The organism is Chitinophaga fulva (genome assembly GCF_012927205.1).
In the GTDB taxonomy this organism is placed as follows: Bacteria; Bacteroidota; Bacteroidia; order Chitinophagales; family Chitinophagaceae; genus Chitinophaga; species Chitinophaga fulva.
This window is the reverse complement of the sequence record NZ_JABBGC010000002.1, coordinates 1273384-1294211: the sequence shown is the minus strand read 5'-3', so window position 1 is coordinate 1294211 and position 20828 is coordinate 1273384. Positions and strand designations below refer to the sequence as shown.

The 20828-nt window shown below is 48.6% G+C and carries 19 protein-coding genes; 15 read left to right on the top strand and 4 right to left on the bottom strand.

The annotated features are described in order from the left end of the window. The first annotated feature begins 2 nt into the window (after positions 1-2). The 9 genes from HHL17_RS21935 to HHL17_RS21895 all read left to right on the top strand — a co-directional run bounded on the left by HHL17_RS21935 (position 3) and on the right by HHL17_RS21895 (position 10585). Positions 3-755 (top strand): hypothetical protein, encoded by a 753-nt coding sequence (locus HHL17_RS21935; protein ID WP_169226929.1) that lies wholly within the window; start codon positions 3-5, stop codon positions 753-755. A gap of 34 nt (positions 756-789) precedes the next feature. Next, positions 790-1716, top strand: coding sequence for an ABC transporter ATP-binding protein (locus tag HHL17_RS21930; protein WP_206156118.1), 927 nt, complete (start codon positions 790-792; stop codon positions 1714-1716). 9 nt (positions 1717-1725) lie between these two features. Further along, on the top strand, positions 1726-4053 hold the full coding sequence (locus HHL17_RS21925; protein WP_169226928.1) for a Gldg family protein: 2328 nt from the start codon (positions 1726-1728) through the stop codon (positions 4051-4053). 11 nt (positions 4054-4064) lie between these two features. Further along, the gene (locus HHL17_RS21920) at positions 4065-5363 is read left to right on the top strand and encodes a MutS-related protein (RefSeq protein WP_169226927.1); all 1299 of its coding nucleotides are present in this window, start codon (positions 4065-4067) and stop codon (positions 5361-5363) included. Between the two features lie 11 nt (positions 5364-5374). Further along, positions 5375-6700, top strand: coding sequence for a MutS-related protein (locus tag HHL17_RS21915; RefSeq protein ID WP_169226926.1), 1326 nt, complete (start codon positions 5375-5377; stop codon positions 6698-6700). 21 nt (positions 6701-6721) lie between these two features. Continuing rightward, positions 6722-8203 (top strand): S41 family peptidase, encoded by a 1482-nt coding sequence (locus HHL17_RS21910; protein WP_169226925.1) that lies wholly within the window; start codon positions 6722-6724, stop codon positions 8201-8203. 125 nt (positions 8204-8328) lie between these two features. Beyond that, positions 8329-8718 (top strand): helix-turn-helix domain-containing protein, encoded by a 390-nt coding sequence (locus tag HHL17_RS21905; protein WP_169226924.1) that lies wholly within the window; start codon positions 8329-8331, stop codon positions 8716-8718. A gap of 41 nt (positions 8719-8759) precedes the next feature. Further along, complete coding sequence (locus HHL17_RS21900; protein ID WP_240975932.1) at positions 8760-9644, top strand: IS3 family transposase; 885 nt, start codon at positions 8760-8762, stop codon at positions 9642-9644. A 617-nt stretch (positions 9645-10261) separates the two neighbouring features. Next, entirely contained in the window at positions 10262-10585 is a 324-nt protein-coding gene (locus tag HHL17_RS21895; protein WP_169226923.1) for a S24 family peptidase, read from the top strand. On the opposite strand, the gene HHL17_RS21890 is transcribed toward HHL17_RS21895, so the two are convergent. Next, positions 10566-11441: an MBL fold metallo-hydrolase gene (locus tag HHL17_RS21890; protein WP_169226922.1), complete on the bottom strand. Its 876-nt coding sequence runs from the start codon at positions 11439-11441 to the stop codon at positions 10566-10568. The genes HHL17_RS21895 and HHL17_RS21890 overlap by 20 nt on opposite strands. Positions 11442-11527: 86 nt before the next feature. On the opposite strand from HHL17_RS21890, the gene HHL17_RS21885 reads away from it, so the two are divergent. The 3 genes from HHL17_RS21885 (at position 11528) to HHL17_RS21875 (ending at position 15003) form a co-directional block, all read left to right on the top strand. Then, positions 11528-12415 carry a LysR substrate-binding domain-containing protein gene (locus HHL17_RS21885; RefSeq protein ID WP_169226921.1) on the top strand — a complete coding sequence of 296 codons (888 nt, stop codon included), beginning with the start codon at positions 11528-11530 and terminating at the stop codon, positions 12413-12415. Positions 12416-12535: 120 nt separating this feature from the next. After that, entirely contained in the window at positions 12536-13876 is a 1341-nt protein-coding gene (locus HHL17_RS21880) for a cysteine peptidase family C39 domain-containing protein (RefSeq protein ID WP_169226920.1), read from the top strand. Between the two features lie 464 nt (positions 13877-14340). Continuing rightward, positions 14341-15003, top strand: coding sequence for a CatA-like O-acetyltransferase (locus HHL17_RS21875; RefSeq protein ID WP_169226919.1), 663 nt, complete (start codon positions 14341-14343; stop codon positions 15001-15003). Position 15004: 1 nt separating this feature from the next. On the opposite strand, the gene HHL17_RS21870 is transcribed toward HHL17_RS21875, so the two are convergent. After that, positions 15005-15817 carry a helix-turn-helix transcriptional regulator gene (locus tag HHL17_RS21870; RefSeq protein WP_169226918.1) on the bottom strand — a complete coding sequence of 271 codons (813 nt, stop codon included), beginning with the start codon at positions 15815-15817 and terminating at the stop codon, positions 15005-15007. Positions 15818-15914: 97 nt separating this feature from the next. On the opposite strand from HHL17_RS21870, the gene HHL17_RS21865 reads away from it, so the two are divergent. Both HHL17_RS21865 and HHL17_RS21860 read left to right on the top strand, forming a co-directional pair. Next, positions 15915-16085 (top strand): hypothetical protein, encoded by a 171-nt coding sequence (locus tag HHL17_RS21865; protein ID WP_169226917.1) that lies wholly within the window; start codon positions 15915-15917, stop codon positions 16083-16085. A gap of 43 nt (positions 16086-16128) precedes the next feature. Further along, the gene (locus tag HHL17_RS21860) at positions 16129-16416 is read left to right on the top strand and encodes a hypothetical protein (protein WP_169226916.1); all 288 of its coding nucleotides are present in this window, start codon (positions 16129-16131) and stop codon (positions 16414-16416) included. Between the two features lie 26 nt (positions 16417-16442). Here HHL17_RS21860 and HHL17_RS21855 read toward each other — a convergent pair whose 3' ends face one another. Both HHL17_RS21855 and HHL17_RS21850 read right to left on the bottom strand, forming a co-directional pair. Then, a complete protein-coding gene (locus HHL17_RS21855; RefSeq protein WP_169226915.1) occupies positions 16443-18248 on the bottom strand; it encodes an AMP-dependent synthetase/ligase in 1806 nt (601 codons plus the stop codon). Positions 18249-18337: 89 nt separating this feature from the next. After that, complete coding sequence (locus tag HHL17_RS21850) at positions 18338-19543, bottom strand: DUF4932 domain-containing protein (RefSeq protein WP_169226914.1); 1206 nt, start codon at positions 19541-19543, stop codon at positions 18338-18340. 178 nt (positions 19544-19721) lie between these two features. On the opposite strand from HHL17_RS21850, the gene nagA reads away from it, so the two are divergent. Beyond that, positions 19722-20825 (top strand): N-acetylglucosamine-6-phosphate deacetylase, encoded by a 1104-nt coding sequence (nagA, locus tag HHL17_RS21845; RefSeq protein WP_169226913.1) that lies wholly within the window; start codon positions 19722-19724, stop codon positions 20823-20825. The last annotated feature ends 3 nt before the right edge of the window (positions 20826-20828 follow it).

Here is a 20828-nt window from a genome sequence, read left to right as displayed (position 1 = left end):
TTATGCAACGGATCACTTACTATGCGGGCTGCCTCCTGGTAGTATTACTGGCAGCCTGCTCCAAAGATAAAACTCCGCCCGGCACCGCTTCATTGACGATTATCAATGCGGTGCCCGGCAGCAAGCCGCTGGTCACTAATTTCAATGGCACCAGCCCTATCCGGTACGATATCGCCAACCAGATTCCATACAACACTTTTGCGCTGGCGAATAACCGTTTTAGTTCCTACGTCGGCAGTCAGCCATTGGCATTGTACCAATATCCTGATACGACCGATAAAAGCCAGCCACTGTTTAACCTGATGCTTGATCTGCCGGTAGGGTCCATGCGTACGCTGTTTCTTACCGGCAGCATCGCTGCACCGGATACGCTGTTTGCCAATGATGCCGTGCCTTTCCACCAGACAGGTGACAGTGTGTGCGGTTTCCGTTTCGTCAACCTCTCTGCCGGCAGCGCACCGGTGAAAGTGACGATAAAAGGCAAGCCCGGCGCTCCGGAAATCAGCAGCCTGCCATTTAAAGGGATGACCGGTTTCATCAACTATCCGGTCAACGCTGCACAGGAAGATTACGAGTTTGTATTCAGTGACGCTGCCACGGGACAATACATTGCCAGTATCGTCACCACCTATGTGCACAACCTGCCTGCCGGCTGGCCCAATCCATGGCTGTACCAGAACTACACGTTTGCATTGGTCGGCATACCGGGCGGTACTAACGGACAGGAACAAAAGGTATTGTCCATCAGGTATTAGGTGAGCATCAACATTCAATTATTCAAAACGTATTATGAGCACTATCTTAAAAATTGACCGGCTCTCTCACAGGTACAGCAATGCCTGGGCTATCCGCGATATTAACCTGGAAATAGGCCATACCGGCGTCATAGGGCTGTTAGGCTCCAATGGCGCAGGTAAGTCTACCACCATGAATATCATCTGCGGTGTGCTGAACCAGACGGAAGGCCAGGTATTTGTGAACGGGCTGGATATCCGCCAGCAACCGGAACAGGCCAAAAGAGAGATCGGTTTCCTGCCGCAGAATCCTCCGGTATATACCGACCTGACAGTGGATGAATACCTGCATTTTGCAGCGCAACTGCGGCATATCGAAAAAAACAAAGTGCACAAGGCAGTGGAGGAAGCGAAGGAACGGGTGGGCATTTCCCATTTCAGCACCCGTTTGATCGGTAACCTCTCCGGAGGCTACCGCCAGCGGGTAGGCATCGCGCAGGCCATTATCCATAAACCTAAACTGGTGGTGATGGACGAACCTACCAACGGCCTTGATCCCAACCAACTGATTGAAGCCAGAAAACTGATACGGGAGATAGGGCAGGACCACACGGTATTGTTGTCTTCCCATATTCTCTCTGAAGTACACCTGCTTTGCCGTGAAATTGTGATGATTGAAGGGGGGCGTGTCATCTTCTCCGATACCATGGAAGCATTCAATAACTATGTGCAACCACACAGTGTGCTGGTAAAAATGGAGCAGCCGCCAACCGTCGCGGAGCTGCAGCAGATCAACGGTGTATCCAGGGTGGAATTCCTCAATGATCGTCAGGTCCGCCTCTATTTCGATGGCGATGAAAGCATCACCGAAAGGATCATCGCCGCCAGCGTACAGCACGGATGGCGCCTGCGTGAGATCAACCTCGATAAAGGATTGCTGGATGATATTTTCAAGCAATTATCTATTCAATCGCTCCAATAATTTTTATACATGAAGATGATATTCAAGATTGCTAAAACAGAGCTACGTAACCTGTTCTATTCACCGGTGGCCTGGTTCTTAACAATCGCATTTATGGTGCAGTGCGGCGTATACTATGTTTATCCGCTGTATGGTCTGGCGAACTGGCAGGATATAGTTTCCAGGAACAATCCGGGGATTACCGACTTTGGTATATCCATGACCGAGACCCTCTTCTTAGGGAATGATGGTATTTTTTCCAGTGCATTGCAGAACCTTTACCTGTTTGTTCCCCTGCTGACAATGGGGCTGATCAGCCGGGAGATGAACAGCGGAACGATCAAACTATTGTATTCTTCCCCTATCCGTACCCGTGAGATCGTGTTGGGGAAATATCTCGCGATCATGATCTACAATATGCTGCTGGTGGGTATTGTAGGCATCTTTATGATCGTGGGAGCGCTCAATATTCATTTGGTGGATTATGGCGTGTTGTTATCTGCCGCGTTGGGTTTCTATCTGCTGGTATGTACGTATACGGCCATCGGGTTGTTTATGTCCAGCCTCACCAACTACCAGATCGTTTCTGCCATCGGCAGCTTTATCATCATTTTTGTATTGGGCCATATCGGAGGCCTTTGGCAGAAATATGATTTTGTAAGAGACCTGACTTACTTCCTGTCTATCTCCGGCCGTACGATCAAAATGATGAAAGGGTTGATCACTACCAAAGACGTGATTTACTTTGTGATAATCGCGTATATGTTTGTCACCTTCACGCTTATCAAAATGAAAGCTGGGCGCGAGTCCAGGCCCTGGTGGGCACAGGCTTCCCGTTATGTGGCCGTATTCGCTTCTGTACTGGTGATAGGTTATGTCAGCTCTCGTTCTGCTTTTATCGGCTACTGGGATACTACCCGTCGGCAGACCAATACCCTGCATCCCAATACGCAGACAATATTGAAAGAGCTGGGCAAAGAGCCCATGGAAATTACGTTGTATACCAACCTGGTGGGTCCCGGCGTCCACCGTGGCCTTCCGGAGAATCGGAATGATTATCTGTGGAACCTCTGGGAACCATACCTCCGTTTTAAACCGGACATCAAATTTAATTACGTTTATTATTATGATACCGATGATGCTGACAGCTCGCTGTATAAAACCTGGGTGGGTAAGAGTTTGCCGGAGATAGCTGCACTGAACGCGGAAGGATTACAGGTCAATATCAAAGATTTTAAAGTGCCGGCAGAAGTGCGCAAGATGATCGACCTGCAACCGGAAGGCTACCGTCTCGTGATGCAGCTGAAATACAAAGGGAAAACCACTTTCCTGCGTACCTTCGATGATGCCAACTTCTGGCCGGAAGAACAACAGGTGGCGGCTTCTCTCAAAAGGCTGCTGCCGGGTAATATGCCCAAAAATATTTTCCTTACCGGCAACCTCGAACGCAGTATCTACAAACGGGGAGAGCGTGAGTATTCCAGTCATGCTATAGCTAAAGAGAATCGCCAGTCGTTGATCAACCTCGGCTTCGATTCAGACAGCCTGTGTGTGGAAACACAGGAAATCCCTTCCGATATCTCGACACTGGTACTGGCAGATCCGAAGACAGCCCTTACTGCTACTGCGGTTGAAAAGATCAACCGCTACATCAATAATGGCGGCAATATGCTGATCTTCGGAGAGCCCGGCAAACAACAGATACTTAATCCGGTACTGAAACAATTGGGCGTGCAGCTTATGGATGGTACGCTGATAGAAGTGTCCAAAGATGAAATGCCGCATATGGTGAAGCCAGTCCTCTCCTCTGCAGGGTTGCATCTCTCTGAAGATCCTGCCCTTGCAGCTTTACGGGAATTACAGACGGGAGGTAAAGGTATGGGCCAGCTGATGCCCGGTGTCACCGGCATCACCTTCGGAGATAGCAGTGCTTTCAAAGCAGCTCCCCTGCTGATAACCGTTCCCGGCAGCGCGTGGCTTAAAGCCGGTACGGTGGTGACAGATTCCACCGCGCCGGTATTCAATCCGCAGGAGGGAGATACCCGTCAGCCATCCTACGCTACTGCTGTAGGACTAACACGTATGATCAATGGTAAAGAGCAACACATTGCTGTATCTGCGGATGCCGATTTTATGAGTAATCTCCGGCAGGGCGGTGGCTTCCTGGGAATTGACCTTTACGCCTGGATGGTAAACGACGCATTTCCCATCTTTACACCGAAAATCAAACCTGTCGATACCAGGCTGACCATAACCGCCGCCACGGCGACGATGGAAAAATACCTGTTCGTATGGATATTGCCGGGACTGGTGCTGTTGGGTGGAACAATATTACTGGTGCGTCGTAAGAGACAATAAAACAGGACACTATGTTTTTAGAAACGGATGAACAAACCATAGACGACCTCCGGATATTCGGCAAACGGGATGTGAGCGGTATCTATGAGCTGTATAACCATACGCATACACGGGGCGGGGAAACGCTGTTGCAGGAAATGTTCCGGCAACCCCTGTCGGATAAAGAAGCGATCAACCGCAGAAGCAGTATTATCGCCCATTTTGCGCAACAACGCGTGGCTTTCCCGTTTGAAGCCGCTATGTTCGATATGGCGGAAAAATACCTGAAAAACGGGGACGAACATACGAAAAGCGGCGGCCGTACCGCAGCCCTCGGAGAGAAAGATATCTATAACGGCGTAACGTCCGTAATTGGACTGATACAGCAGCTGCATCGCTTCATAGAAGGCCCGGCCATAGCCGGTGCAGCAGCCTATACCGGCGAGCGCACGGCCATTGCCATGCTGCTCGCAGAACCGGCGCTGGAGCCGGTATTGAATGAACCGATGAAAGGGAAACTGTCATACGGCGCTGTAACGGCCTTTGACCTGCTGTTCCGCACACGGGAACGGCACCGTATCACGAAGCTGCTGGAGCATGTATATACGCTGGACGTATACCTGTCCGTTGCGGCGGTGGCCACGGAGAAACAGTTCGTATTCCCCACCGCGCTTGATAAAGGCAGCGCTGTATTACAGCTGGAGGGCGTGTATCATCCGTCACTGAAAAATCCGGTCCCTAACAACGTGTCCATGGGGACCGGCAGCAACGTGATCTTCCTTACCGGCGCCAACATGGCGGGCAAGTCCACCTTCCTGCGTTCTCTCAGCACTGCGTTGTATGTGGCGCACATGGGCTTCCCGGTGGCCGCCCGGAAGATGTCCTTTGCTGTGATGGATGGGATCTACACCACCATCAACCTGCCGGACAATCTTGGTATCGGGGCCAGTCACTTCTATGCGGAAGTGCTGCGCGTGAAAAAAGTAGCGACAGCCCTGGGCAGCGGGCAGTCGCTGCTGGTCATCTTCGATGAGCTGTTCAGGGGCACCAATGTGAAGGATGCACATGAAGCTACAGTAGCTGTCAGCCGTGCCTTTGCAGGGCGCAAAAACAGCCTGTTCGTTATCTCTTCCCATATCGTGGAGGCAGGCGATGGACTGAAAGAAGCCGGCAGCGTGGATTTCCGTTATCTGCCCACCCGTATGAACGGTCATCAGCCCGAGTATACGTATACGTTAGAGCAGGGTATTACAGATGACCGGCACGGTATGATCATCATCCGGAATGAAGGCATACTGGATATTCTCAGGAACGGTCGGAAGACTAAATAAAAATTGCAGTTATGAGCTTTAGTATAGACAGGCAAACGATGGATGAACTGAACCTGCTGGGCAAGTTCCGGCAAGGTTCAGTATATCACTTGTTCAACCAGGTGAAGACAAGGGGAGGAGAGCGTTTGCTGGACACCATGTTCCAGTCGCCGCTGGAAGATATGGCTGCCATCAATCAGCGGAGCAGCATTTTCCGTTTCTTCCAGGAGGCGCAGCTGGTATTTCCATTCGATGTGCCGCAATTGTCACAGATGCGGGAATACCTCGATACCGGCGGCAGTAAAAACATATTGCTCTCGATGGCTGACACGCTGCTGAAAAAAGGGCTCTCCACCGTGGCCCGTGATGAACGTTACCGGAAAAATGTGCAAGGCTTGCAGGCGACCATCGTGACAGTAAAGAAATGCATGGCCTTCGTGGCTTCCATGGCGTCGCTGCGAGGTCCGTATGACGAACATGTCAGTGCTATCCGGCAACTGCTGCGTACCCGCGAACTGGAACAGCTGGCAGATATGGACATCTACCAGGCATTGCCCGTGAAAACACTCGCCACCTATGATCATCTGCTGAAGAACAAACTCCGGGAGGCGATGGAAACACTGCTATCGTTTATAGATGAACTGGATGTATATATTGCAGTCAGTGATGTGGCGAGGGCAAAAGGGTTCCATTATGCGCAGGCGTTACCCCCGGAGAAAAATATGCTCTCTGCGACGGGGCTGCATCATCCCTGCATCAACAACGCTATCGGTAACGATATCGAGATGCAACAAGGCAGTAATGTACTGTTTCTCACCGGCGCCAATATGGCGGGTAAGTCCACGCTGATGAAGTCTATCGGCATTGCGTTGTACCTGTCGCATATGGGCTTTCCGGTAGCGGCTTCCCGCCTCGTTTTTTCCGTTCGGGAGGGGCTCTATTCATCGATCAACGTATCCGACAATATCAACCTGGGCTACAGCCATTTCTATGCGGAAGTGGTACGGGTGAAGCAGGCTGCCGAAGCTACCGCCAGCGGCAAACGCCTGTTGCTCATGTTCGATGAGCTCTTTAAAGGCACCAACGTAAAAGATGCCTATGACGGTACACTGGCCGTGACGGCTGCTTTTGCGGAATACACCGGCTGCCTCTTCATTGTGTCTACCCACATCATTGAAGTGGGAGAGGCGCTGAAAGATAAACCCAATATACAGTTCCGTTTCCTGCCTACCGTGATGGAGGGTAGCCGTCCCCGTTATACCTACCGTTTGGAAGAAGGGATTACGGAAGACCGTCAGGGGATGATGATCATCCGCAATGAAGGTATCCTGGAACTGATAAATGCCAATAACCTGTAAAAAACACCTAACATATAACATATGAAGAAGCTGTTGACATATGGCGCCAGCGCCATACTGGCCTGCGCATGCCTGCAGGCGCCGGCCCAGGAGAAGAAACTGGCCAGCCTCACCAAAGAGGATTTTATCGCTGACTTCCGGCTGGCGGTCGATATTCTGAAGAAACAACATCCTAATCCGTATAAGTTTACCGACTCTGCCACTTTCGCCCGCCGGGTGGATTCGCTGATGGCCCGTATGGCCCAGGAGCCGGATGTACTGGCCAGCCTGCAATATTCACCTATCTACCTGGTACGTGATGTGCATACCAGTCTGCGGCTCTCCAATGACAATTCCCGTGAGCTGTATAGTACGCTCCGTTTTTTCCCCTACCCGGTGATCATCGAACGGGGACGGATATACGTGAATATCAAAGGAGCTGCTATTCCTTTTGGTGCGGAGATCATCAGCATCAACAATAAACCGGCAAAAGAAATTCTGCAAAGCCTCTCCACTTCCGCCTATAGTGATGGTTTTATTCCTACCGGCATGGACCGGTTATATTCCGATTTTCAGGTGACCTTCAGTCTGCTGACGCCCCACCAGGCTACCTACCCGGTGACCTGGGTGGCGTCCGGCAGTAAAGAAACGAAAAAGACCGTGCTGGCTGCATCCGGCCCTACAGCGGCATTCCATGCCACCAGGCAGGCTGTTTTCCCGTTCAACCTCCTGCAAAGGGCTTATTACATCTACAATGACTATGACGACAGTACGAAAACCGGCCGGTTGACCGTCAATACTTTTGGTATCGGCGAACAGGAAGCTTACAAAGAATTCAGTGAGTTCTTCCGGGAAGTAAAAAAACGGAACTACCAACAGGTGATCATCGACGTACGAAGCAATGGCGGTGGTAACCCTGCCATCTCCGCCCTGTTATACTCTTTCATGGCAGATGCCCCTTTCCGGAACGTGTACAACTACCGTACCCGCAATATCGAGGTGGCCTACCCGGAATATACCGTGGCAGAAAACGGCAGAAGACTTTCTGATGAAGATATACAGGGACAGAAGAACTTCTTCTATCAACGTTTTGATAAAGACAGCACCGGCTTTTATGTAGGCAATGCCCGCCTGAAAGATGGTCTGCTGGAGAACTTCCCGCCCGACAAAGATGCATTTCACGGTAAAGTATATGTACTGACAGGTGGTGGCACGGTATCCGCAGCGACTTACTTCGCTTCGCTGGTACAGAAGAACAAAAGAGGGGTCATCATCGGGAAAGAAACCGGTAGTGGCGAGGCGGCTACCACGGCAGCCTGGTTTCTGAGATACCTGTTGCCACGCACCAAATGTGTATTAACGGTCCCGTTGTCTGAACTATACTTCTTCAATGCTACACATGACCCGGGACGCGGTGTTATGCCGGACAAAGAAGTACCGATGGATAAATTCATGGGGTATGTACAGGCAGATAAAGATCCTGAAATATCCTATACGATGGAGCTGATTAATGCAGGTCATTGATGCAACACCCTGAGTATTTGTTTACGTCCCAAAAAGCCAGATGCTTTTTGGGACTTTTTTTATGATAAAAAAACATCGGTTGGTCTCGTCCTAAAAAAGGTTTACACCCTATAATGAGTGTAAACATGCAAATAATTACCAAAGGAGCCCCCAAAAAGCTGGGGCGGGAGTATAGCCATGACCTGTCGTTTATCCGCCAGGTAGTCTCGGCTTATTTAACTGGGACGGAGGGTTATGTAAGAACCGCGCGTCGTTTTAATGTATCGAAGAAACAGGTTGAACAATGGGTATCCAAATTTTCTTCCGATCTTGGTCCTCAAACGATCTCACCACCCATGACGGAACAAGAACAACAGGATCTGGAATTCCTAAAAAAGCAAAAGGAGGAACTGGAAAGACAACTGGCCGAGGCGAATAGGAAGATCTTTGGCCTTCAGACGCTGATAGATGTAGCAGAAGAAAGCCTTCAGATCGATATTCGAAAAAAGTCTGGACCCAAACAGTCCAAAAAATAAGGCATTATTATCCCCAATGGTCACTGGGTAATATATGTAGATTGTTTGGTCGGTCCAGGCAGGGCTATTATAAGAATGCACATCGTGAGCAGACTCAATTTATGAAAGAAGGGATAGTGATTGACCAGGTCCGTTACTTTCGCAGTCGTCAGCCTCGGGTAGGAACCCGTCGGATGTTGGAGATGCTACAGCCAATTCTTGAGCAGCATCAGATAAAAATGGGAAGAGACAAGCTCTTTGATCTGTTGGCATCCCATCATCTATTGGTACGCAGGAACCGTCGGAGACGAGTCAAAACAACAGATTCCAACCATTTTTTTCGTAGATATCCTAACCTGATCAGGGAAGTGGTAATCAAAACGGTTAATCAGGTATGGGTAAGTGATATTACTTATGTTTCGTTAACAGCTAATAAATTCTGCTATTTAAGCCTGATTACGGATGTGTACTCCCGTAAGATAATAGGTTATCACCTCCATTCATCGCTAAAGAAAGAGGGGCCAATAGCCGCATTGCGAATGGCCTTGAAAGCCCGGGAGGGCTCAGTGTATTATCGAACGATTCATCATTCTGATCGAGGTATTCAGTATTGTTGCAAGGAGTATACGGATATTTTGGTGGATAACGACATTGCGATTAGTATGACTCAACAGGGAGATCCTGGGGAAAATGCTATTGCAGAAAGAGTTAATGGTATCCTGAAAACGGAATTCATACTTAGCTCAACCTTCAGTAGTTTTTCCCAGGCCCTCGAGGCAGTGGTTAAAGCTGTAGAAATCTATAATCAGGAGAGATTACATGCAAGTTGTGATTATCTGACCCCTGACCAGGCATACCGTAAGGCCTGGGGGGAGATGAAACGTCGTTGGAAATCAGCCAGAAAGCGGACTGTAAACGAGAAACAGGACGTTCTGTCAACTATGTAAACTATATTCAGGATTAATGAACGTCAACGTAAACCTTAAACAGGATTTTTTAACCTTGGGTGTAAACCTATAATAGGACTAGACCGTTGAGTGATGGTGCTGACAGCAGTTTACCACAGAGATGGGTATAGGATACCTAAAGGATACTAAAAGAGTACGTAAAGGATGTTACTATAAATAAATGAAAATCAGATTGTTGCAAGTATTTAAAAATAGATAATGTGACCTGCGGAAGTGCAGTTTTGATAGTATTTTCACTTTTGTCTCTTTTAGGTTTTTTTAAAAAAAATGACTTTCTTTGCATCGGAAATAAGGTTCTTGACATAAAGAACTTTTTGATTCAGATCGTTATAAGATTGTAGTATATAGCGCAGAAACGGCTTTCTGCCATATCAACTCCGAAGTATTGTACACCTGTGACCCCGGTTAAATCCTTCTACATTGTAATGCTGCCCTTGTCCCTTTTCTGATACATAATCATCAAGTTTTTTTTAAGTCTTCTTTACCGGTATGCCCGTGTCGTTGATGTTGTCATCAATGCGCAGGTGCTGTTTGTTGCCCGAAAGGTTGGCGACCCGGTTGACCTATGCCCTGAAAATGCACTTAATTTTTATGTTATGAATAAATATGAAAGACTCAAAAATGAACTGGAAACAGTTGGAACCGGAAAGATGAAGGCCTTTGGCGCATCTATGTTACCTATCCTGAAAAGCGGTACCCTGCTGACATTTCAGCGGGAGCAGGAATATGCGGTGGGAGACATCGTATTTTGTAAAGTGAAAGGGCGTTATATTGATGCGCACAAAATCACCAAAAGAGATGCTAACAAAGGATACCTGATTGCCAATAATCACGGATTTGAAAACGGATGGACGAAGGTGATCTATGGCAGGGTGATACTGGGAGAATATGAGAATCGGGTTATCTACCGGAAGGTATAACCGGCTCCCATTCAAACCCTGTGTTATCCTTTTTTATCTTCCCCAATCCCGGCCATGGCAGATGATAGGTCATGGTCATCCTTCCGGTATTTGCCGCCTCCTGTAAAATACGCTCCCGCGTATGGGCAGCCTGCCCAAAATCCATATCATAGAACATACCCCATTCCGGATGTTGCAACAGTACGGCTGCGTGTAGCAGGTCGGCGCTGTGCAGTAAGGTATCCTCACCGGAAAAAATCTCCACCATGCTGTGTCCCAAAGTATGACCGGGTGCAGGTATCAACCTGATACAATCGCATAGTGTTGCCCGTGGTGCTGCCAGTCGCAGCTGCGGCTGAATACCGCGCAGTATCTGTGGGATACGGGTGGTCAGTCCTGTTTTCATCTCAGGCGCTATATCCAGCGGACTGGCAGAGAAGTCGGGCCGGCCCTGCATCCAATAGTCGTATTCCGTCTGGCTCAAATGAATAGTAGCATGTGGGAAAACGGGAGCGCCATCCGGATGTAAAAGGCCGCCTGTGTGATCAGTATGTGCATGTGTCAACACGATGTCGGTAATAGCTGTGGCCGGAATACCGGCAGCAGCAAGGTTTGCGGGCAGCAGGCCGCTGGTGGTGTCTTCCTGTCCGAGGCCGGCGTCGATCAGTATTAGTTTGTCCTGATGGCGTACCAGTAGTATGTTAAGATCAAGCTGCAGTGCATCCGTAGGTAGTTGCAGTGCTCTCAGTGACTGTAGCACATGATCTGGCTGTTCATAAGGCCCGATCATGGGATGAGCAGGCGCCAGCGCCTGGTGGCCGTCGCTAAGGATCATCAGTTCTAATTCTCCCAGCCGGAAAGAAAATGGTGTTTGCATGATTTTCATTTGCATGCAAACCTAGATGAATTTCATACTTTTGTATAATTGAAATATCTCATTATATACTTTAATAAAACTAAAGTATGATCACAGATGTATTGGACCTGGACCTGTTACGCACATTTGTATTAGCGGTGGATGCGGGCAGTTTCGCCCGTGCGGCGGAGCAGGTGTCCCGCTCACAGTCGGCCGTGAGCTTGCAGATGCAGCGGCTGGAGGAACTGACAGGCCATCAGCTGTTTGTCAGGCAGGGACGCAGCTGGGAACTGACTGCCAGCGGTGAACTGCTGCTCGGTTATGCCAGGCAGTTGCTGCGGCTGAACGATCAGGCGGTCGAGGCATTATCTGCCCGACAGTTGGCAGGTGTGGTGCGTCTTGGCATGCTGACTGATTTCTCAGAAGGAAGTTTGCCGCAGGTGCTGGCGCGTTTCGCGGAACAGCATCCGCGGGTACAGATGGAGATAACGATCGATAAACAGGTGGTGCTGCAACAAAAACTGCAGTCAGGCAAGCTGGATGTGATTGTATGTGTGGGTGCGCAATTGCCGGCAGGCGCTATCTCCATCGGTAAAGTGCCTTTGCGTTGGATAGGGAATAAAAGTGTAGCGCAGCAGTCGCCGTTGCCATTGCTGCTGTTTGAGCCGCCCTGCCTGTTCCGCGCTGCGGGCCTGGCAGCGCTGGAGAAGTCCGGTATGACCTGGAAGCCAGTGCTTACCGCGAGCAACGTAGCCGGGATGTGGGCTGCCGCCAGGGCCGGACTAGGCATCACTATCCGAACGCAGATTGGTCTGCCGGCGGATTGTAAGGTGTTGCCCGTTTCCTGTGGATTACCGGCACTACCGCAGATATACGTTTATCTGCTGACAGCCCAACGGAAAAAGATAAATGCCTCCGTGCTCCGGTTGACGGAAATCGTAGAGGAAACACTCAGTAGTGAACTGAAAAATATGCAGACATCTAAAAAGAAATAACAAAGAGGAAATTTGTTAATCATCTGCTTTTCATAAAATCATGAGAATGACTGGCAACACTATCACTAGCTTTGACAAGATGTTAACGCCAATTTAGTTTTTTGCCAAAATCATTTCTTTATGAGTATTACCACAATTGTTTGTTCGCCACACGAATTAAGGGACGAATTAATCCCAATCATGCAAGAGGAGTTTGCTGTTTCCTTTCAAAACGCACAGGAAGCCTTTGATGGCATGTTGAATGAATATTTCAGCAGGTTAAGGGAGGGGTTACAATTTGTCATAGAGTACCCTTATGTAGACAAGATTTACAGAGACAGCTATTATGCGTATTTTTCCTCCAAGCGCAGGTTGTATCAAAAAAATTGCATCCGGATTTCCGTATTTGAAGATGCCGTGCTTCCGGATCAATTTAGAAATGCCGGCGGCATTGCCGGTCTAAGGGAACGGTATCGCGGGTTTATGGTGTTGCGGCCTACGATGCCCTATATAATAGGCAGAAACGTTCTGTCTCCGCTTGCTTTGCAAGAGCGACGCTTTCTCAGTCTCATGGGCCGGTTTCCAACAACGGTGAATGCAGTCAGGTTTGATGCCATGGGTTTTCCGCACGCTTCGCAGGATACGGAAACAATAACTTGTGCAGAAACTTCGTTGTGGGCTGTGATGGAATATTTCGCTTCACGGTATCCTGAATATAAGCCCATAGTGCCTTCCGCAATTATTGATACGTTGAAAAGCCGGTCCAGCTCCAGGCAAATCCCATCGGATGGACTTAATATCGAACAAATGAGCTTTGCATTGAGGGAGTTCGGATTTGGGACAATGACCTACGACAGGTCTGAGTACTCACCCGCATCGTTTGATAACTTGTTGGCAGTGTATGTTGAAAGCGGCATACCATTGATTGTGGCAGTGTCTAATGTTCATCGGGGAGGAAGCATCAGACATGCCGTTGTGATAGTGGGGCGTTCGGAAACAACGGAGGCTGATATTGACCAGCTTACTGTTGAGAAGGAAGACAATGAAACGCTGTTGGAAATGATGAAACGAAAGAATATCAGCATTATAGATAATGCTGACATAAAGCGTCACTTTGTTTTTATAGATGATAATTACCCCGCTTATCAAATGGCTCCTTTGCAATCGCCAATGGCATATTATCAGGATGCCACATGGAAGAAATGTGAGATCATACAATTACTGGTGCCGCTTTATCCCAAAGTTTATATGGATGGGATTGAAGCCAGAAAATGCATAAAAAAATTACTGTCGGATAAATCCTTTAGAACACCTGCCGGTGCAGAACTGTTTATCCGGGTCTTTTTAACTTCCAGTAGATCGTATAAAGATTATCTGACAGTGACAGATGGTTTTAGTGGTGACGCGAGGGAGATCATTTTGGAAATACCCATGCCTAAATTTATATGGGTGGGAGAGATTTCATCGAAGGAGTTGATTTAAAAACGTAAGGCAAATGGATTGGTTATTTTGGATGCAACGGAGCCACAAACAGAGGAATATGAAGCGCTGATGCTTGCGGGCTATGATAACCGACTATACTACAGGCAGTTCTTTGATGAAAAATTATTATGGAATTCCCTAACTTTGGGGGCGTTTAATATATTTACTAATAATCTAAAAGGATTTTAATATGGCTATTAAAATAAGTAGAACCAGTGAAATTGTTGCTAGATTAATGAAAGAAGGTAAGGCCGGACTGATGGAGGATAATCCTGATTTTGCACAAAGCAGGAAGGAGTGGAATGAATTTGTACGGGAACTTCGACGAGAATCACGAAGGAAATCCGCTAACTCCTGGATGGCCGCCGCTAAAATTTTCTTCACATCATAAGATATGTAATCCTTACATACTGGAAGGCTGGCACACTATTGCCGGCCTTTTATATTTCAAAAAAAGATACAAAATGGAACCTGTTTTTTCTCCCGTAGATCTGGAAACCTGGCCACGAAAAACATACTTTGATTATTTCTACTATGGTGTGAAAACCAAATACAATATCAATTATAACCTGGATATCACAACGCTGATAAAAGAAATTAAAGAAAGAGAATTGAAGTTTTATCCCGTGATGTTATATGTCATCATGAAAACGGTGAACCAACACGAAGCCTTCCGTTATAGCTTTGATGACAAAGGTGTTCTAGGCCACTGGAATTACGTGGTCCCATCGTACACTATTTTTCATGAAGATGATAAAACATTTTCTGACCTCTGGAGCGACTATCACGAAGGATTTACTGCTTTTTATGAAACGATCATCCGGGATATGGCCACCTACAAAGATGTAAAGGGATTAAAGGCCCGTGCCGGCCGGCCGCAGAATTTCTGTCCGGTGTCTGCGCTGCCCTGGCTTAGTTTTGCAGGTTTCAGCCAGGATACTTATACAGCATCTTCGTTGTTGTTCCCGATTATCCGGTTTGGGAAGTATTATGCAGAGAATGAAAAGATGATGCTGCCGTTGACCATATTTGTGCATCATGCAGTGGCTGATGGTTATCATACCTGTCAGCTGATAAATGATATGCAGGAGATGGCAGGCAAGGCGGGGGACTGGTTGAATAGGTAGACTAATGAGCTGCCAGACAGATATCTTCCTGGAATTTCAGATATTGTTTAGGGCTCAGGCGGACATAATGCTGGAAATCATGTATCAGCTGGCTCTGGTCATAGTATCCACAAGCTTCAATAAGATCAAACCAGTCGATAGGAGTGCCGGTGGTCACCTGTTGTTGTACCATTTGTACTGCTTTCAGAAACCGCTGATACCGCTGGCGTTCTTTCACTGTATAGCCGAATTGTTTTTTCTGATGCAGTTGTACATTGCGCTCGCTCTGTCCTGTAGCGTCAGCAATCGCTTTGACAGGATTCAGTTTATCGTCTTCAAAGCTGGCCAATTGTTCGGAGAGCAGATGTTGTTCCTGCAAATAAGGCCTGCAGAAATGCAGGATATGTTCCACCTGTGCCGCAGGATCAGGTATATGTTGCAGCGATTCCCACAATGCGGTGAAACAGTTGTCATCCACCAGCTCATCCGGATGTCCTGCCATAGTAGCACGGCCAAAAAAGCGGTAGAAGGCATCGTCTTTGAAATTCGCCACCAGTATGCTGGTACCAGCCGGCAGGGTATAGTCAAAGGCTTGTTTCACCGGTCCCAGCACCATACACTGTTCCACTTCCATCTGTGTTTGTTGCGCAGAATGTAGTATACTTTTCCCGCCAAAAACAAAAACCATAATTGTCTGATAGGTGGGCAGCAGCGTTTTCGTTACCGCAGCGCTGGTATTATTGGCAGCATGATAAAAATAGGAAAACACGGGTTCATATTCCGCCGGAACAGGAAGGCGTGATTGCTGATAATCATGATGGGTACCCTGGTTCATATTTCAAAGATAGCTGAAATAAGGGGAGATGTTAATCATGGCATTTTCACATCTGTGATGAACTAATGATAGAATGATGAGATAGTTTTGTCATGATATGAAAGCAAAAAAGAAACTTCAGGGAGCGGTCGTATTGGGCGTTAACGTGGAAGTAGATAAGTCACTCGATAAACTTTCCGGAAAAATATTATTCCCTGGCAGGCTTGTGCATGCGTCACAGCCTATTCTCCGCCATAAATTTCCTTATATTCACAACATTACACTGTAAAGGGAAACCTGCCAGACCTATTCACTTTTAATTGTTCAGATTTATGACAACCCAGTTTTTTTACCTGGCACTCAGCCCGATGGGAGAGAAACTACCGTATTTTTATAGTAAAGTTTTTAAAATCACCTATCAGCATTTTAAAGATCTGGTGGAACAACAGCAGGAACTGGAAGCAGCTTTCAGGGTATACAATCATCAACCGGAAGAGTATAAAGCGGAGTGGTCAGTGGGGACGGACGGAGAGGAACAGGCAGCGGCCGACAGGAATGATGAAATACGTGCCTGGCAAATGGATGAAACGAAAATTGTACGGACAATAAATTGGCCCTGACAGCAGTGCTGACAGGGCCATGGAAATTATTCATGCTCGTTTTGATAGATCTTTTCTATCGCGCCTTTGTATTTTTCGAGCACCACTTTCCTTTTCAGGCTTAGCTTAGGGGTCATTTCACCACCGGCAATGCTCCACTCTTCGGGCATCAGCTCGAAGCGTTTGAGCTGTTCCACATGGTTGAAGTGCTGATTATAGTCGTCCAGCACTTTCTGGTAGGCTTGCTGCACCTCCGGACGGGCAATGGCTTCCGCATTGGTGGTGAAAGGGATATTCTGTTTGTTCATCCAGTACTTCAGGTACGGGAACGCAGGTACGATCAACGCACCGGTGAATTTATGGCCTTCCCCTACCACCATGATCTGTTCAATGAAAGGGCTTTCCTTGAACTTGTTTTCGATGGGTTGTGGCGCCACATATTTACCGCCGCTGGTTTTGAAGAGTTCCTTTTTGCGGTCGGTGATTTTGATGAATTTTTTATCTACCCATATACCGATATCACCGGTATGCAACCAGCCATCGATCACAGTTTCGGCGGTAAGGTCGGGGCGCTTGTAGTAGCCTTTCATGACAGTGGTGCCTTTTACACATATTTCTCCGTCTTCGTCCAGTCTCACTTCAATACCATCAATTGGCGGGCCAACCGTACCGAATTTGGTGCCACCGGGTTTCCTGCGGTTAACGCAGATAACAGGGCTGTTTTCGGTGGGGCCGTAACCTTCATATACCGGTATTTTGGCAGCATTGAAGATACGCAGCAGTTTCTCCTGGCAGGCAGCGCCACCGGTAACAATATAGCTGATATTGCCACCCAGGGCTTCACGCCATTTGCTGAAGATTAACTTGTTGGCAATAGACAGCTGGAAGTTGTACCACGCGCCGCCACTGATATTGTTGTCATATTTACCGGCAAGGGACACCGCCCAGAAAAACAGCCGACGCTTAATACCGGTAAGACTGTTGCCGGTAGCCATGATTTTCTCAAAGACTTTTTCCAGCAACCGGGGCACCGTAGTGAACCCGTCCGGACGCACCTCTTTCAGGTTCTCACTGAGGGTGTCCAGGCTTTCTGCGTAGTAAATGCTGATACCGCTGAAAAGATAGATGTAGGTGACCGTCTTCTCAAAAATATGATTGAGCGGCAGAAAGCTAAGTACCTTCTGCTGCGGCGCATCATCAAAAGGAAAGCTGACCTTGGAATACATCACATTGGAGGATATATTGGCATGGGTAAGCATAACACCTTTGGGCGTGCCGGTGGTACCGGATGTGTAGATAATAGTAGCCAGGTGCTCCGGATCAATACCTGCTTTAACGGATTCCACCTGCGACAGCAACGCAGGCGTGGCCTGGGCTGTAATAGTGCTCCAGTGAGTGGCGCCGGGAATCTCATCAAAGGTATAGATCTCTTTCAGAGACGGCACGCCGCCCCGGATACCCTGAATTTTCTCCAGCATCTCTTTGCTGCTGACGAAGATATACTTCACAGCGGCATCGTTCAGGATAAATTGTATTTCTGCCGGGTTAGTGGTAGGGTACAGGGGGACCAGCACCGCGCCGGTCTGCTGTACGGCCAGGTCTGTAAACACCCATTCCGGCCGGTTGTTACTAATAATGGCGATCTTGTCGGCGCCTTCTGGCGTAAAATCGTTGCCGCCTACGCCCAGCTGTAATAAGCCGGCACTAAAGCGGTTCACTGTTTCACTGACACTGGCGGTACTGAAAGTCTTCCAGCTGCCATTAATTTTGGCGGCCAGCATGTCCTGTTTCGGGAATTTCTCCAGCTGAAACTTTACTGCGTCGAATAGCCTGTGCCTCGGGAGCGTACTCATAAGGTAGATTTAGTGATGTAATAGGTACCAGTTCTTATTAAATATACTAAAAAATATATGTCAGTAAAGATGAAATTATCATCAGGGAATCAATGACCATCCTGTTTGTACTTCGTGATCAATTGATCTACCTCACCGGGTGACAACCGATGAAAGACGGTCAGCAGCTCCGGCAGAAAATCTGCGAAGGCCCGGTAACGGTCACGATGCTGTTCATATTCCTGAATTTTTTCTTCCAGCAACGGCAATAACACAAAATGGAATTCCCGGATATGTGTTTTTCGCAGTCTTGCCGCTTCGGCCTCATCATGCATGGCCACTGCGACCCGGATTTCACCCAGCCGTACGAGATGTTCTATCACACAGGTTTTCCAGCTGCCGATATACGACGGTTCCAGCGCTTGCTGCAATGCCGGGGTAAACAGTGCAGTGTCCCGGCTAACCTGATCTTCGATTTTTTCGACATGCGGGTTCACAAAGGAATGCCCCATTTCATGTACGGTCAGGAAATGAACGGTGGTGGCGTTGCCAAATCCAAAAGTGGTATAGTCTTTCAGGGACGGTTTTACAGGCATCATGGTATTGATGCTCATCACCATGGCTGATATCCGGCCTTCCGGCCATTGAAAGGTCGGGCCGAAGGCCCGGTAGTTATCTTCTCCCCAATTGATAGGCATGGAAGGCATAAGATAGAGGGCATAACGGTGGAAATGCTCTCCATAGTACTGTTCCATATAAGGGAATATCTGCGGACGAATATATTGGGCGGCTTCCCGCAGGGCGCCGGTATAAAAATGCCTGTTCTCCTGTAAAAAACGGCCAACATCCGCCTGTTGATAAAAGGAGCGGAGACTGTCCGTGAGCTCCTGTATCTGCGCCAGCACCTGCGGATGCTGGTCACTGTGCAGCAGCGCCTTGTCATCAAAAGGATAGAGGGCGCCGCGGGCAGGGAAGGGGCGCTGATGCAGTACATACTCCACTATCTCAGCATTGTCGTGCAGTTGGTCGCGGATGGCCGCCAAAAGCGTCGCGATCCGTTTGATGACCGGACTATCGACATAATGCCCGAAACGTTCACTGGCAGCACGTATCAGTGGTTGATGCGCATAGCTGCTGTCCTTCCGGGTGAACACGATGTAGCCAATATGCTGCACGGCCAGCTTCTCTGCGATGAAATAAGTTTCGATATTACGGTTCCAGGAGAGACTTACCTTTTTGGAAAGCGGCATCGTTTCCTGTGCAAAAGAAGGCATCACCATCATCGTCAACACCAGCAATAACGGGAATCTTGGCATATGGATCACATATTCTGTTCCCTACAATATAATCAATTTTCGCGCGTGACCAACAGAACAGTCACGAAAGTTATCCGCTGTACACGTTGCTTTTATGCCGATCTTTTCCTATTTTTTCTGCTTTACTGAACTTTAAATGGCACGGCGGCCGCCATGGCGCCGGCATCAAAATAAGATTATGCTTACTGCTTTTACAAACGGGACCATCTACACCGGCGCACAGGTGATCACTGGTAAAACATTGCTGGCGGAACAGGGAAAAATACGGGCGCTGGTCAACCCGGCGGAAGTCCCCACAGGGGCGACGGTAGTGGACTGTAACGGCCATATCGTTGCCCCGGGCCTGTTGGACCTCCAGATCTATGGCGGCGGCGGTTACCTTTTCTCTGCGCATCCTTCTCCAGAAGCGCTCAACGCCATGGCGCAGGCGTTGGTGAAAAGCGGTACGACCGGCTTCCTGCTCACTCTGGCCACCGACACCATGGAGGTGTTCCATGAATGTATCCGCATAGTACGTAACAACCCGCATCCGGCAGTGCTGGGTATGCATCTCGAAGGGCCTTATATCAATCCGGCTAAAAAAGGCGCGCATACCCTCGAACTAATCAAACGCCCGGAACGTGCGGAACTGGAAAGCCTGCTGGCTGCTGCCGGCGGTATGGTGAAGATGATCACAGTGGCTCCTGAAATGTGCGACCCCGCTATCCTCCGCTGGCTCGATGAACAGGGCATCATCCTTTCTGCCGGCCATAGCAACGCCACTTTCAAAGAGGCCATGGAAGGGTTCCAGAACGGCGTACGTGCTGTCACACACCTGTTCAACGCCATGTCGTCCCTGCTGCACCGCGATACCGGTCTCCCTGGGGCTACATTCCGTGACAGCAGCGTATATGCGAGCATCATCGCAGATAATATCCATGTAGACGACAATGCTCTGATCATCAGTAAGAAGGTCATGGGCAACCGCCTGTTCCTGATTACCGACGCAGTGGAGGCCAACAATACAGGCGCCAGCCAACACGTGGCGCAGGAAGACCACTTCACACGGCCCGATGGTACGCTCTCCGGTTCCCGTCTCACGCTCATGCGCGCAGTACAACGTTGTGTGCAGTATGCCGGTATCCCGCTGGATGAAGCGCTGCGCATGGCGACGGTATACCCCGCCACACTGATGGGCATCAAAGACCGTGGCCGTATTGAACCCGGTTGCCGGGCAGACCTGGTCATATTTGATCATCAGTATAAAGTGCAAAAAGTATATATCGCCGGCGCGCAACAGTGAGCC

Coding starts and splice junctions, on each gene's coding strand:
- HHL17_RS21905 (WP_169226924.1), top strand. CDS start 8,329: ATGCAAATAATTACCAAAGGAGCCCCCAAAAAGCTGGGGCGGGAGTAT.
- HHL17_RS21855 (WP_169226915.1), bottom strand. CDS start 18,248: ATGAGTACGCTCCCGAGGCACAGGCTATTCGACGCAGTAAAGTTTCAG.
- HHL17_RS21880 (WP_169226920.1), top strand. CDS start 12,536: ATGAGTATTACCACAATTGTTTGTTCGCCACACGAATTAAGGGACGAA.
- HHL17_RS21875 (WP_169226919.1), top strand. CDS start 14,341: ATGGAACCTGTTTTTTCTCCCGTAGATCTGGAAACCTGGCCACGAAAA.
- HHL17_RS21870 (WP_169226918.1), bottom strand. CDS start 15,817: ATGAACCAGGGTACCCATCATGATTATCAGCAATCACGCCTTCCTGTT.
- HHL17_RS21925 (WP_169226928.1), top strand. CDS start 1,726: ATGAAGATGATATTCAAGATTGCTAAAACAGAGCTACGTAACCTGTTC.
- HHL17_RS21910 (WP_169226925.1), top strand. CDS start 6,722: ATGAAGAAGCTGTTGACATATGGCGCCAGCGCCATACTGGCCTGCGCA.
- HHL17_RS21890 (WP_169226922.1), bottom strand. CDS start 11,441: ATGCAAACACCATTTTCTTTCCGGCTGGGAGAATTAGAACTGATGATC.
- HHL17_RS21930 (WP_206156118.1), top strand. CDS start 790: ATGAGCACTATCTTAAAAATTGACCGGCTCTCTCACAGGTACAGCAAT.
- HHL17_RS21935 (WP_169226929.1), top strand. CDS start 3: ATGCAACGGATCACTTACTATGCGGGCTGCCTCCTGGTAGTATTACTG.
- HHL17_RS21850 (WP_169226914.1), bottom strand. CDS start 19,543: ATGCCAAGATTCCCGTTATTGCTGGTGTTGACGATGATGGTGATGCCT.
- HHL17_RS21920 (WP_169226927.1), top strand. CDS start 4,065: ATGTTTTTAGAAACGGATGAACAAACCATAGACGACCTCCGGATATTC.
- HHL17_RS21915 (WP_169226926.1), top strand. CDS start 5,375: ATGAGCTTTAGTATAGACAGGCAAACGATGGATGAACTGAACCTGCTG.
- HHL17_RS21860 (WP_169226916.1), top strand. CDS start 16,129: ATGACAACCCAGTTTTTTTACCTGGCACTCAGCCCGATGGGAGAGAAA.
- HHL17_RS21895 (WP_169226923.1), top strand. CDS start 10,262: ATGAATAAATATGAAAGACTCAAAAATGAACTGGAAACAGTTGGAACC.
- nagA (WP_169226913.1), top strand. CDS start 19,722: ATGCTTACTGCTTTTACAAACGGGACCATCTACACCGGCGCACAGGTG.
- HHL17_RS21885 (WP_169226921.1), top strand. CDS start 11,528: ATGATCACAGATGTATTGGACCTGGACCTGTTACGCACATTTGTATTA.
- HHL17_RS21865 (WP_169226917.1), top strand. CDS start 15,915: ATGAAAGCAAAAAAGAAACTTCAGGGAGCGGTCGTATTGGGCGTTAAC.